Below are 12,656 nucleotides of genomic sequence, written 5' to 3'. Positions count from 1 at the left end.
GTGAAACATCTCAGCCTTGGCGTCTTTATGGCGATCTGTGGTTCAATTGCCGCAGCTGAAGACGCCGAAAGCATGCGTACGTTTTTGTTCATTGGCACGTCCAATAGCACCGCTTGGGAAATGCAGATCGCCAATCCGGGGGATCGCGCAGCCTCGGTGAAGGGAGGGATCGAAGCGCTCGGTGGAGAGCTTTTGAGCTATTACTGGGGACTTGGGAACGGGAAGAACTACATCACCGTCTCCCTGCCAGATGACCCTACCTTTATCCAAGCCTTCTATGTCAGCCGCCTCGGCGATGGCCTGCTTGATGATTACCAGATGATCGAGTTGATGAGCAGCGCCGACATGGCTGCGGCGCTGGAACGTGTTTCCGAAATAAAAGCTGTGGATGATGTAAAGTGATTGGAGTTTTGTCGCACCAGAGATCGTACCTTCCATCACGACCGACCCTTTCCACCGCGTTATTGAGCGCCTTTGCACTATTTGCCGGTGCTGCTGACGCACAGGAAAACGCTGGTCAGGCCAAACTGGAGGCCGCAGCCCAGGTATCGTTGGGTGGTCCGGGATCAGCCAGCGCGCAGCAGGAGCAAGACAGGTTGCGCCGGCTGGAAGATTCGCGTTGGCCCGGTTTGGACCGTGCCATTGATCCAGCCGAGAACGCTTTGGGTCGATTTCGGGAAAACACCGGATTAGCCCTCAGCTTCGACTATCAGGCGCTATACCAGCGCAGTTCTCACAGCCTGACCGGGCAAGACGGATCTGCATCCGGTCAGCTCAGGATGATCGGGACGTGGGAATTGGCAAACCGGGGTGGTGAAAACCCGGGTAGCCTTGTCTTTATTCTGGAGAACCGACACCGGTTGGGCCAGTCCATTGCACCCTCCGCACTGCCTGCGCAAATTGGATATCAAGGGGCAACTGCGGTCACGTTTGGGGACACAAACACGACCTTGTCGGTAGCTTACTGGCAACAAGCCTTCGCAAACGGACGCGGAGGAGTGGTGGCGGGTCGGATCGATCCGGGCGACTACTCTGACATTCTGGGTTACGTGAACCCACGAACGACCTTTTCGAACTATTCAATCCTGTTTAGCCCGGTGCTGCCAATCCCCGATCCCGGCTTTGGTGTCACGGTCGGCGGCTATCTGACGGATCAGATTTACGCGTTAGGGGTGGTGAGCGATGCCAATGGGTCTCTCACAGACATTGAGTGGTTTTCCGGGGGTAGCGAATTCTACAAATACGCCGAGATCGGCTGGACGCCCGAAAAATCAAAACGATTTCTGACAAACGTTCATCTGGGGATGTTTCACACGGATGCGCGCCAACAAGTTGGCGTACCGGAAACATATGGAGCCACACTTTCTGCCAACCATACATTCGACAACCAACTGATGATCTTCGGACGGCTGGGATGGTCCAATGGCGGCGGTGCGTTGGCCAGGCGTGCAGTCAACGCAGGCTTGATGTGGCGACCTGGCACCTATGATGATCTCCTTGGCATAGCGGCCACTGTTGCCGACCTGACGACACCAGGATTGCCCAATCAAACGACACTTGAAGCTTTCTACCGTTTGGACCTGGCCGACAATCTGGCACTGACGGCAGACGTGCAATACCTGAAAAATCCCGGATCAAACTCGAACGACCCGCTGGTCTTGGGACTGAGACTGAGGGTCAATCTTTGATGCATGCCGGGTAGCAAATTCCGTTCGGGCTTCATTTTGGCCGGAACGGGCGGGGGCGGCAAGTGAGTGGGTCGCCCCCAACTATTAGGGCAATCGTAGGCTCGGCCGTAGCAAGCAGAACAGTACGAAATCTCCGCATCTCGAAAATTGCAAAGTCTAGTTTCGAATGTCCGGTTTGGGCTGACGGCAGTCATTCCGAAGCATATTCCAAATGGCAGCTTCGTCCGCAGAGCAGCCGTTCGGTTGCGCTGCCTTGAATGTCCGCTTCCGGAGTTTTGATGGCTGATCTGGAAGCCCAGAAAGTCCGATGAGGAGAGCCTGTCGACTTCTCCATTGGCGTCTGAAGGAATTTCCATACTTTGAGAATCAAGGTGGCCTAGTCGCATAAGTGAGCGGATGTCACCCAAGGCACCCGAAGTCTTGCCGCTCCAACAAACCGCCACATACTCACACATTCTGCCACATCTGTGACGCAGACAATCTTATGATTTTCTGCGATAATTCTAGCTGTCACCCATGAGATTGGTCGACTGTCAGAATATATATCTTGTATGAAAAAGAAGCTCACATCCCGCTACGTCGCCGCCGTGACTGCGCCCGGCCCAAAACGTCTTGAGGTTTACGATCAGACCTTGCCGGGGTTTGGCATTCGTGTGTCGACCTCTGGCGGCAAGACCTGGTTTTGTTCACCGCGTGTCAACGGGCGCATCAAGCGGATCAAGATCGGAACTTACCCTGCGCTGGCGCTCTCAGAAGCGCGCGACCGTGCGAGAGAGTTGCTACGCGACATACAGCTCGGCGTTGCCCCTGCTGAAAAACTGACCACTCTCGGTGAGGCCGTCCCCCAATTTATTGAGCTTTGGGCAATACCACGCAATCGCGGCTGGAAGGAGCAGGAACGTCTGCTGAATCAGAAATGGGCCCGGCTCTTCGACAAGCCGTTGGAAGATATCGAACGCAGTGAAGTTGTTCGTATCCTGGATGAGATCGTTGCGAACGGGACGCCGGGCAGAGCCAATCATGCACTGGCCGTTCTGAAGAAACTTTTGAACTGGTGCCTGGATCGCGGGATGATCAAAGCCAACCCGATCGCTGGTCTCAAACCTCCTACTAAACCGAAGGCTCGTGATCGCATTCTAACCGATGCAGAGCTGAGTTCGCTTTGGTCGGCCGCTGAAGACGAAGGGTATCCTTTCGGTATGTTGACGCAGGTATTGATCCTAACCGGACAACGCCGTGGCGAGGTCTCCGAGATGCGCTGGTCACAGGTCGATTTTGCGACGGCGACATGGACGATACCCGCCGAGCGTGCGAAGAACGGCATCGCGCATGATGTTCCATTGTCGCCAGCGGTCATGGACATCCTGAATGTAATGCCGCGCTTTGCCAGGTCCGATTTCGTGTTCACCACCACCGGCACGACGCCTGTTTCAGGCTTTGGCCGCGCCAAGGACCGTTTCGATCAAGAGATCGGCGCTAGCGACTGGTGGTTTCATGACCTGCGCCGCACCGCAGCCTCAGGCATGGCCCGCATCGGCGTTGCGCCACACGTCATCGAAAAAGTGCTCAACCATAAATCAGGAATCATCTCCGGCGTCGCCGCAGTCTATAACCGCTATTCTTATGCCAACGAAAAACGAGAGGCACTTGGGCAATGGGCACAACAGCTAACAAAGCTTTCAGCGCATTATGGCGTGACATCAAATCTTACCACGCCGAACAATACCGCGTACGCCTGCGAGTAGCCGCAAACATAATTGGGTTCTATTATTTTCCCTTTGGATGGCGCTGGGATGAGTACACGGCGCTGACTATTGGGGACAGCGTTCCGTACGAGAAACGTGCTTTAGAAAAGCAAAATCACAGATTGCTCACTAATTCGGATCGGACCGAAAATCAGCGGCTCTTGCTAAACGCGTATAGGTTTCGCCGACACAGGGTGGAAAGCACATTTCAGCGTTTTTTTGAGAAAGAGATTGTTAGAATTTTTGAGGGGCCGTTGGCGGTTCCTGATGCACTCATCGAGTATGGTAAAATCGAAAAACCGTTGGACCGCAAAGACATTTGCTTTCCACGTGTCGAAGAATCGCAGATAGGATTTCGGATGTATTCGCGCCGAGTTTGCCACGTTGATGCAACTGACTTAATGAGATCACTTGAAGAAAGCGTGGATAAGCGTGGATCAAAGCCGAAGTTTGATCGCCATGCGATAGAGAGTTGGTTTCGTTGGTCTATTGAGGTGAATGGCCTGCCGCACAACCATAGTCAGCGGATACGTGAACTAAAGTCTTGGTGTATTGAAACTTGCACCGAAAATGAGCCGCCAACAAAGTTGTGCCAAGAAATTCTTGCAAGTCTTGTCACTGAATACACTTACGTCAAAAAAAATCGCGCTATTCGACTTTGATTTGACCACACATGTCGCGTCATCACTGCACAACACGTGCACGAAAAGGACGCATCATGACTTCCAGTTCACAATCACCCGAAGTGAAGCGCATCATCGCTGATGCTAAAACTCTAAGAGCTATGGGTATACCGTACAGCGGAGAGCACTTACGCCGAATGGAGGCGGCCGGGCTATTTCCAAAGAGAATTCGCCTGAGCGCTGGCCGTGTGGCGTGGCGAATAGCAGACATAGAAGAATGGCTTGCTTCACGCCCTACGGACGCGATCTAGAGTCATGAGACACCTTGCGGATACACCCATCAACCTGGACTTAAAATGCGCAGCCAAACATGTTGAATGGCTCGTTGAAAAACAAGGTGAGGGATTGTTTTGTCTTCGTCTTGTCGAAGACACCGCTGACGGTAAAAAAAATCCTCGTAAGACGCATTTTTTTCCAAATCGAAGTGATCAAATTGGATTGGAGATCAGGCAGTTTCTTCGCCGGGAATTTCGCACCGGCGACCATGCCTTCTACAGCGTAAGCGCTTTTTCAGAACCAGTTGCTAAGGCCATCCATGCTGTGCCGGGTCGGCTTTTGCACGTAGATGCCGATAGTGTTGCGCTACCACCAAACGGCCCGCAACCATCGAGGATCGTGCAAAGCAGCCCTGGAAACTATCATTTTTTTTATGTTCTCAAAGCACCGGTCGAGCCACCAATCGCACAGGAACTTAGCCGCGGGTTGACGCACCTCGTGGGCGGCGACATCGGCGGTCACAGTTCCGCCAAGCTTCTTAGACTGCCGGGGACAATCAATGCAAAGTACTGATATGAAACGTGTCCGCGTGATTGAATCAGACGATCACATGTACGACGCGGCGGAAATAGAAAAAGCTTTGATGAACAAGGATGAGCAAAAGCCAACCGAAGTCAAAAGCAAGACCACTAAACAACCTCCACGGCGAGCCGGTAGTCTGCATACATTCACGCGCCTAAGTCTTCGTCAGAAGAGACTTATCGGACCGTTTACCATCTATATTGATGGAAAATCCTACACTTACAAAGGCGATGATCGTTCAAGAATTTATTTCAACTCTGCACTCGATATGGCTCGAGCCGGGTACTCAGATGATGAAATTCGGGGAACAGTCACTAAGAGTTTACATTGGGTCCTTCGCGAAATGGACGGCAAAGGGGAGGATTTTGATACCTTCATTGAGACGGTCCGAAAGCGGCTGCATGAGGACGTCGGCTGGGACGTTACTAATGAGAGCGACGGCAAAGGAGAGGATGCTCCCAACCTTTTTGCTTTGAGCGACGATCCTGCCGATTGGGCGGGTGAGGCAATGCCAGAGCGAGAGTGGATCATCAAAGACTTGATCCCGAAGGGCAAAGTTACCGCGCTCTATGGAGTCGGGGGGGCAGGCAAGACGCTGCTACTTCTGCAGTTGGCCGTCGCCTGTGCCACGGGACGCACGTTCATCGGTGAATCTGCTGCACCCGGGCGCGTCTTCGCGCTGCTTGCGGAGAATGAAAAAACGGACACACATTTGTCTTTGAACGCCATCTGCAGGTCGGAAGGCATCGGACTAGAAGAACTGCGCGGTCAAATGCGTATCGCCTCCCGAGCAGGAGAGAACAGCCATTTCGTCGATTATCACTTGGGTGTCGAGTACTCAGAATTTTGGAAGAAATTGTGCGCAGAGATCGAGCGGTTCGGTCCTATCTTGATAGGGCTTGATCCGGTCGCAGAGATCTTTTGGGGCAACGAGAATGATCGCGGTCAAGTCAGCGATTTCATCAATCGGTTTGCAACGAAGTTGGCCATACAAACAGGCGCAGCGGTTGTCATACTAGCCCATCCCAGTAAGAGCGGAAAAGAAACCGGTACCAGCGGATCAACTGCATGGAACAACGCGGTACGAAGCCGCTTGAACTTGCGCGAGCGCGACGGCAATGAGGACCCGAGCTATAGGACATTAACCGTTGAGAAATCCAATTTCGCACCGCGTGGGCAATCGATCGCTTTGGTGTGGCGCGACGGCGTTTTTTTACGAGAGACACCCGACGCATTTCGGGATCGCAAAGAAGAGGAACTACAACGGTTCGTCGTGCGCGTGTCACAGGCCTTCGAGAGTGGTGAATATCTGTCGCCACATCACCAAGCGGGTATACGATACGTTGCGAATGCGCTCGCAGACGAATTCGGAAAGTCCGAAGACTACCTGAAAACCTTGTTGACGTCAGCGATCAAGCGGGGGGCGCTCGTCGAAATTCAAGTGGATACCAATACTCGAAAAAAATCACTGGCGACACCAGAACAAGCGCAAGTGTTCAACGCCAAGGCGGCACGCAAGAATACGCGGCAAAAATGACGCAAGCTATTGAAATCATGCACAAATATCGCGATCGCGCGAAACAACGTTGCAACTGCGTTGCACAACACGTTATCACATTGATTTTAAATGAAAATGATGCATGCGTAACACAAACATATACTATGTATATGTGTGCGTCACACGATGTGACGCCACATACATGTCGTAGTGTATATTTCAATCGAAATGCGATGTGCCGTCTGCACCATGGCATTCATATTTATTTCCAGCGTCGACGGTTTAGCGCGCGTTGCGTTTCGCTTATAATGCAAGCGACAACCCAATGTGATCACAAAGCAAGGACACACGGGAAATGGCAATGCCGGCGCACGAACCGACCGACGATCAACGGCACATTGTCGAAGTGTTGGTTGCAGGCGGCACACCCAAGACGATCATCGCGAAGGCGCTTGGCATCGGCATGAAAACGTTGCAGCGGCACTATGTAGATGAACTGGAAACCGGTCTCGAACTTGCCAACGCCAAGGTCGTGCGTCGGCTGTTTAGGCTGATCGAACAGGGGTCAACGCCAGCGACGATCTTTTGGTTGAAAACACGCGCAGGTTGGAAAGAGGGGCAGACGGTGGAGATCGAGCAGAAAGAAACACCGCAGGCGTACGATTTCACGAAGCTGTCGGACCAGGAACGCGCTGACCTGCGCGCGAAACTAGAAACTGTTGTCGGGCGGAGGCACTGACCATGAAACCACATATCCGAGAAGTTGAACTGATGCAGACCTACGACGCAGAACTCGACTGCTTTGTGCGCGACATTAGGATATGCCCAGATACTGGCGTTGGTGTGTTGTCCACTTTCGGTGACCGTAGTCCGGACATGTCCGCTTGTATCGAACGGTTTGAGGAGCTCGACCGCGAGTTAGAAGAGATCCAGGTGGTCAATTGGTTCGGAGACCAAGCAGTGCTAGACGGTTGCTTTCTTCGCGTTGATGGATGCTGGCAAGCGTTCGTGTACCCCCACAAACGCCGCCAGACACTCTGAGATCGCCGCTGGGGCGCTTCTAGGCAATTTGACGACGTTACCCCCGCGAAACAGGGCTCCGGCGGTCCTGGGGGCATCCTGGTAGCGCCAATCAAGAACGCCAGTGGCCAACGTTCGAAGCATTGTGTTTCCAATGACACGCAAACTCCGTATGCGCGTGTCGATCGGTGTTTCATCTTTGATCTACATTCAAGATCAATGACTTAAAGACAGCGTGCGGGTGCGCGCCAATAAGCCTGGGTGACACATGGGTGACAGTCTCTGGATTTCAGTTGGTAGCATAACAAACCACAATACCCCCGAACGCCTATCCCAGATCTGACATCAGCCCTTTGCCAATGTATAAGCACCAGAAAGAAAGGCGTTCTTTAAATAGACCGGCAGCTTCTCGGGATACTCTTTCACTTCCTTCTTGGCGAAATTGGACAAAGCCACCGGATTGACGAACCTAGTGTGACATTCTTCTGTGAGTTGGATCAGAGTCTCGATTTTGAAAGAGACCGCACCGCCTGCCATACGGCCTTTCTTTGCGCGCGTTTTGATCGCAAATGTTCCAACCTCGTTTTCGCGAGCAAACTCATCAAGCTTGGCCATGAATGAACGCAGATCTGCCTCGGATGTGTCATCCTCGAGTTCAATCCTTGTGGTCTTCGGTCGGAGCATCTCTACCTTGCCCTCGTCATCCAGGTCGACAACGGCAAGCCGAACTTCCTGTGCCGATATCTCGCAACCGCATACTCTCATATGTCGTTCCTTTGTGTGACAGTTCCTCACTAACATCTTTCGGACCAGAATATATGCCACCTATACCGCTGTTTGCGCCTTATCGCAGTCAACAAGCTTAGTCATTCAGATCCGAAATGCTGGCATAGGCAAGACGGTTGAAGGCGGTCATGCCGCGCCTAAGTGCCCAAAAAGTCCAGCCAAGTCTCTCTGTGAGGTTGTCCGTAGGCGTCGGCAGGGATTTCTAAATTTTGAGTTTTGATCTTGCTTAGCTTAACAAAGCGGACATTCACTCGGCTCACATCGAACTTCTGCTCCGCGGACGAAGCTGCCATTTGGAATATGCTTCGGAATGACTGCCGTCAGCCCAAACCGGACATTCGCCCTAGACTGTGCAGTTTCGTAGAGCGCAACAAACCTGCCGTTCAACGGCCTCGCGTCAATGCGAGCAAGGTAACTTGAAGCCGTCACTGTTCTGAACGGCTAATCAGCTTAGCACTGACCTTCAATATCCCGAGCCGACTATTTGTCTTTCGGACTGAACGACCTCTTCCTGCTCGATCTTGTCCTAGTTTGCAATCAGTAAGGGCACCTAGTTTTCACGCTGCTTTTTTAGGTCACTCGGTGCCTTACCTGTCCAGCCACGAAAGGCATGAGCGAAACTGGTTGCGTCGGAATACCCTAGCACCTCTGCGACTTCTGCAACGCTGGCCTTCTGCTGAGAAAGAAGCATTTCTGCATGTTCACATTTCAATTCAGCAATCAACTTGCCCAAGCTTGTGCCTTCCTTGCGAAGTTTACGTGACAGTTGCTGCTCTGAAAGACCACAGATACCTGCGGCAATTTCATTGTTTAATGGCTGCACGCCAATGTGTGGTTTGAGAGCTTCTCGAACACTGACAATTACTCGCTTCGGAGGTAGCGACGTGCCAGATCGTTCAATTGGCCCTTTGAAAAAGTCATCGGAAGAAAATGGCTCCGTTAGCCAGATTGCTGGGAAAGCGACGCGATGACCACGTCGATCTCCAGCCAAAACCGAACATCCAAGAAATTCGGACGGAAGTGCGTTTGGGTCGCTTATTGTGACCATCACGTCATCGGGGTTCCATTTTTCGCCGATGGATCGCTTAATAATTTCTCCGAACATCGCTGCAAAGAAACCATCTATCTGAGCTGGTACGAACGGTGTGTCGTAGTATCTGCGACCAAACAGGAAGCCTGATTTTCCGCTTACATCCAAGTGATGCTCGGTGGAACTCGAATGATCAGTTGCCACCACAACCAGTTTGGTGAGGAACGATCCCAATGTAACAGCGCAATCTGCGGCCTCAATCAAGGGAGGCCACTTTGATCCTGCTATCATTTTGCCGATCCTTGCCAAAAAGAATGGGTCTTCAGCTGCGGAAGCTGCCTCCTCAAAGAACTGGTACATGACGATTGCATGAACGAATATCTCCGGATCATCGAAGGACTCTCGGGCCAAACCAATCCGCGTGAGTAATTCGTCAGAGCAATCATAAACGGCGTCCAGCGCGGAAAGCGCTGGCTTACCCGTTGAAAGCCGGATCAGGGGTTGCGTTGGGCCGCTCATGCCTGATCCTCGAAATATGCAAGGTCCATGATCCACATAGCCATTATGACATCAGAATAGGATTTATTGTCGCCGCCCTGATGATTTCCGTCAATAATCGCATCGCCTTGATCGAAATCGTCAGACTGAAAACGATCAGAACTGTCAGAGTGAACCCCATAAAATGTCTCGTTGCGGCTAACGCCAGCAACCCATTCCGACACCGCGCTATTCGCCAAATGGAGGGCTCACTGTGACCGAGAATCCCAACAACGACAGCGACAAAAAAGTTCGCTTCCAAGAAATCAATGAGACCCCCGACGCGGATATTCGACCAGACGATGGGGCACCAAGTTCGCTCATCCGGCGCGATATTCTTAAGGCGGGAAGCGCCGCTGCGCTAGCTGCTGGGTTTGTCGCCGCTACCCGTGACGCTCAAGCACAAGCGCTCTATACCCCAGACCCACCGGCAGAGGCACCCGACTGGTACACCACCCCATCCGAACAATTGTCGCCACCGGCAGAACGTACGAGTGACTACTATGTTCCAGAGTTCACCGCTGGCAAAGACGCCAATATTGACTGGTGGTTCGGCAGGAATGTAGGGGGTGTAACAATTGGCCTTATTCAGGCACGAGCGTATTTGCCGATGGCGCCGGGCAACATGGGCAATGCAACAACATTCGATTTTCCGATGTTGTACCGGGAAGCCGTTCCCCCAAATGTCTATGACATTCTTGCCCCCGTTCCGACCGAGTCTTTTACTGCTGAAATGGTTAAGGCCGCGAAGTGGCTGGAGCTTCAAGGCGTTCGTGCGATCATGGCGAACTGTGGGTTCTACGGAACTTACCAACAAGCAATCGCCGAGCAAATCGATACGCCTCTTTTCTCCTCCAGCCTACTCCAACTGCCTGCCATGATTGCGAGTTTACCGCCACGTTCAAAAGTTGGCATCGTGACTGCCAATGGCGAGGCTCTTGCTGCTTCACCGGCGATTGAGAACTGTGGCGTCACCCCCCAGCAGAAAGCGGAGCGGCTCGTTATCCAAGGGCTGGAAAATGGTCCAGAAATGCAAAACGTGCTGCAACTCACCGGTAGTTACAACATGCTCGCGCTTGAGAACGAGATCGTGGAAGGCGCAAAGGCCCTGGTTGCCAGTAACCCGGAAGTTAAGTGTATCCTTTTGGAATGCACTGAACTGCCGCCTGCTGCTTATAAGGTTCAGGACGCAGTGCGCATGCCTGTCTGGGATTACACGACACTGACTAAGTGGGTCTACGAGGGTACGCTGCGCAAGCCTTTCCTCGGAATTATCTGATCAAAAAAAATGCCCCCGGCGGTCGATTTGGTCGTTGGGTACAAAAGCAGGTATCTGATCGTGACCGAACTATTGCGTACACAAGAGCCAAATTCGAAAAGTGCAAGTGTGGCTTCCTCGCGCATTTTCACACTTCTAACTCTGTTCACACTTACCTTGTTAGCTTCACCTTTTGAATTGAGAGCGCAGGATGCTGGAAACACCACCGATTCAGCACCGGTTATTCCAACTGCTCCCACCTCGGTAGAGGGAACGCTGGAGGAACTTGAAGCAGTCAGAGAGGCCGAATTCGATTTTCCTGCAATCGATAGTGCGCTGAAACCGTGGTTGGATTGGAAAGCTCGTTTGGCCGAACGTTATGGCTTCAATCTGGGTTTTGACTACAGCTTCAACACTCAGTGGTCCGACAATTCTGTAGGCGAGACTCACGCAACTGGTGGGATTTTCCGGGCCTTCTTTTCGTGGGACCTGTTAAACCGACACGATCCCTCCAGAAAAGGTACTTTGGACTTCAGAGTTGAAAACCGCCACCGGATTGGTACAGCCTTGCCGCCAGAGGCGCTGGCAGCCAACTTTGGTTGGGTCGGAACGAGCGCACCGGATTGGTCTAATCAACAATGGGGGATCACGGTCTTGAAATGGCGTCAGCGATTAGACGCTGGCGATGCCCCAATTGAGGTCAATGTAGGCTACATGAGTGCCTTCTCGCAGTTCGACATTACGCCATACTCCGACAATCTTACGTCGTTCCAAAACAACAGCATTATCTTGAACCCTACTATTGGCTATCCGTCGGCCGGTTCGTTTGGAATCTCTGGGTACATCGGTATTCCACGCACCAATTTCTATGTTCTCGGCATGGTCATGGATGCCAATGGGCAATACGATAGCCTGAGCTTTGATACTCTTGGGGATGGCGACTACTTCAAAGCTCTTGAGTTTGGTTGGACCGATCAAAGCGTGTCCGATGCTTCGTTTTTATTTAACAACGTTCACGTAGCTCTTTGGCACACCGACGATGACAACTACGGTGTGGGGCTAACAGGGAGCTACACCTTCGAAGACTCGCGCATTGGAACTTTTGCCCGACTTGCATGGGCAAACGAAGATGCCAGCACACCGTACCAAAGATACGCAGCCGCTGGTATTACGAAGGGCGTTTTCCGAGCGAGTGAAGTGGGGCTTGGTGCCAGTTGGGGCCGCCCACCGAATTCAGATGAAGACCAGGTCGCAGTGGAAGCATTCTATCGCTGGCAGGTCGCTCAGAACTTCGCGATTACGCCAAGTATACAGTACTTGGATAATCCAGCATTTAACTCAAGCGACGGAGCCGTGACCGTTCTTGGATTACGAGCGCGACTGACATTTTGAATTGGTGAAGGCGCAGCATTCGGAAGTATGACCTCGGAAATTCCGAATGCACTCGCTCCATCCAGCTCTCAAGGCAACTGTAGATCGGGACGAGTTTTGCCAATGCCGTTCAGTGAATGATGGTCTGCTCTCGTGAAACGACTTGAACTTTGCAAAGTCCGCTTTCTGCGCATTGCCGTCCTTAGCGCGGACTGCAGCACCTGGTAACTTTGGGCTCGAAG

At 52.4% G+C, this 12,656-nt stretch carries 14 protein-coding genes; 11 read left to right on the top strand and 3 right to left on the bottom strand.

Translation table 11 applies throughout. The features are described 5' to 3' along the window. The 9 genes from ACR0JW_RS14000 (at window position 1) to ACR0JW_RS13960 (ending at window position 7,453) form a co-directional block, all read left to right on the top strand. Complete coding sequence (locus tag ACR0JW_RS14000) at window positions 1-402, top strand: hypothetical protein (protein ID WP_010438197.1); 402 nt, start codon at window positions 1-3, stop codon at window positions 400-402. 62 nt (window positions 403-464) lie between these two features. Continuing rightward, a complete protein-coding gene (locus tag ACR0JW_RS13995) occupies window positions 465-1,688 on the top strand; it encodes a carbohydrate porin (RefSeq protein ID WP_480714083.1) in 1,224 nt (407 codons plus the stop codon). 551 nt (window positions 1,689-2,239) lie between these two features. Further along, on the top strand, window positions 2,240-3,433 hold the full coding sequence (locus tag ACR0JW_RS13990; RefSeq protein WP_170777063.1) for a site-specific integrase: 1,194 nt from the start codon (window positions 2,240-2,242) through the stop codon (window positions 3,431-3,433). After that, complete coding sequence (locus ACR0JW_RS13985) at window positions 3,343-4,095, top strand: hypothetical protein (protein WP_170777065.1); 753 nt, start codon at window positions 3,343-3,345, stop codon at window positions 4,093-4,095. Before ACR0JW_RS13990 ends, ACR0JW_RS13985 begins: the two co-directional genes overlap by 91 nt. Before the next feature lie 11 nt (window positions 4,096-4,106). Continuing rightward, window positions 4,107-4,367, top strand: a complete 261-nt coding sequence (locus ACR0JW_RS13980; RefSeq protein WP_480714082.1) for a helix-turn-helix transcriptional regulator — start codon at window positions 4,107-4,109, stop codon at window positions 4,365-4,367. A gap of 4 nt (window positions 4,368-4,371) precedes the next feature. Further along, window positions 4,372-4,905 carry a DNA-primase RepB domain-containing protein gene (locus ACR0JW_RS13975; RefSeq protein WP_170777067.1) on the top strand — a complete coding sequence of 178 codons (534 nt, stop codon included), beginning with the start codon at window positions 4,372-4,374 and terminating at the stop codon, window positions 4,903-4,905. Next, window positions 4,892-6,451 (top strand): AAA family ATPase, encoded by a 1,560-nt coding sequence (locus tag ACR0JW_RS13970; RefSeq protein WP_170777068.1) that lies wholly within the window; start codon window positions 4,892-4,894, stop codon window positions 6,449-6,451. The genes ACR0JW_RS13975 and ACR0JW_RS13970 overlap by 14 nt, the downstream gene beginning before the upstream one ends. Before the next feature lie 322 nt (window positions 6,452-6,773). After that, entirely contained in the window at window positions 6,774-7,151 is a 378-nt protein-coding gene (locus ACR0JW_RS13965) for a hypothetical protein (RefSeq protein WP_170777070.1), read from the top strand. Between the two features lie 2 nt (window positions 7,152-7,153). Beyond that, window positions 7,154-7,453: a hypothetical protein gene (locus tag ACR0JW_RS13960; protein WP_480714081.1), complete on the top strand. Its 300-nt coding sequence runs from the start codon at window positions 7,154-7,156 to the stop codon at window positions 7,451-7,453. Between the two features lie 324 nt (window positions 7,454-7,777). Here ACR0JW_RS13960 and ACR0JW_RS13955 read toward each other — a convergent pair whose 3' ends face one another. The 3 genes from ACR0JW_RS13955 to ACR0JW_RS13945 form a co-directional block, all read right to left on the bottom strand. Beyond that, a complete protein-coding gene (locus ACR0JW_RS13955) occupies window positions 7,778-8,197 on the bottom strand; it encodes a DUF3010 family protein (protein WP_170777074.1) in 420 nt (139 codons plus the stop codon). A gap of 571 nt (window positions 8,198-8,768) precedes the next feature. Then, on the bottom strand, window positions 8,769-9,767 hold the full coding sequence (locus ACR0JW_RS13950) for an AraC family transcriptional regulator (protein ID WP_170666162.1): 999 nt from the start codon (window positions 9,765-9,767) through the stop codon (window positions 8,769-8,771). Then, window positions 9,764-9,970 carry a hypothetical protein gene (locus ACR0JW_RS13945; RefSeq protein ID WP_170817140.1) on the bottom strand — a complete coding sequence of 69 codons (207 nt, stop codon included), beginning with the start codon at window positions 9,968-9,970 and terminating at the stop codon, window positions 9,764-9,766. Before ACR0JW_RS13945 ends, ACR0JW_RS13950 begins: the two co-directional genes overlap by 4 nt. 29 nt (window positions 9,971-9,999) lie before the next feature. On the opposite strand from ACR0JW_RS13945, the gene ACR0JW_RS13940 reads away from it, so the two are divergent. Further along, on the top strand, window positions 10,000-11,064 hold the full coding sequence (locus ACR0JW_RS13940) for an aspartate/glutamate racemase family protein (protein WP_170537956.1): 1,065 nt from the start codon (window positions 10,000-10,002) through the stop codon (window positions 11,062-11,064). A gap of 60 nt (window positions 11,065-11,124) precedes the next feature. Next, a complete protein-coding gene (locus tag ACR0JW_RS13935) occupies window positions 11,125-12,435 on the top strand; it encodes a carbohydrate porin (protein ID WP_170623498.1) in 1,311 nt (436 codons plus the stop codon). The last annotated feature ends 221 nt before the right edge of the window (window positions 12,436-12,656 follow it).

The organism is Ruegeria sp. BG6, from assembly GCF_056538465.1.
The sequence above is the reverse complement of the archived record's forward strand: the minus strand, read 5'-3'. Positions and strand labels throughout refer to the sequence as shown.

What these genes read in the sequence shown, in the direction of transcription:
- ACR0JW_RS13990 (WP_170777063.1), top strand. Translation starts at nt 2,240, where the DNA reads ATGAAAAAGAAGCTCACATCCCGCTACGTCGCCGCCGTGACTGCGCCC.
- ACR0JW_RS13985 (WP_170777065.1), top strand. Translation starts at nt 3,343, where the DNA reads ATGGGCACAACAGCTAACAAAGCTTTCAGCGCATTATGGCGTGACATC.
- ACR0JW_RS13980 (WP_480714082.1), top strand. Translation starts at nt 4,107, where the DNA reads ATGTCGCGTCATCACTGCACAACACGTGCACGAAAAGGACGCATCATG.
- ACR0JW_RS13975 (WP_170777067.1), top strand. Translation starts at nt 4,372, where the DNA reads ATGAGACACCTTGCGGATACACCCATCAACCTGGACTTAAAATGCGCA.
- ACR0JW_RS13970 (WP_170777068.1), top strand. Translation starts at nt 4,892, where the DNA reads ATGCAAAGTACTGATATGAAACGTGTCCGCGTGATTGAATCAGACGAT.
- ACR0JW_RS13965 (WP_170777070.1), top strand. Translation starts at nt 6,774, where the DNA reads ATGCCGGCGCACGAACCGACCGACGATCAACGGCACATTGTCGAAGTG.
- ACR0JW_RS13960 (WP_480714081.1), top strand. Translation starts at nt 7,154, where the DNA reads ATGAAACCACATATCCGAGAAGTTGAACTGATGCAGACCTACGACGCA.
- ACR0JW_RS13955 (WP_170777074.1), bottom strand. Translation starts at nt 8,197, where the DNA reads ATGAGAGTATGCGGTTGCGAGATATCGGCACAGGAAGTTCGGCTTGCC.
- ACR0JW_RS13950 (WP_170666162.1), bottom strand. Translation starts at nt 9,767, where the DNA reads ATGAGCGGCCCAACGCAACCCCTGATCCGGCTTTCAACGGGTAAGCCA.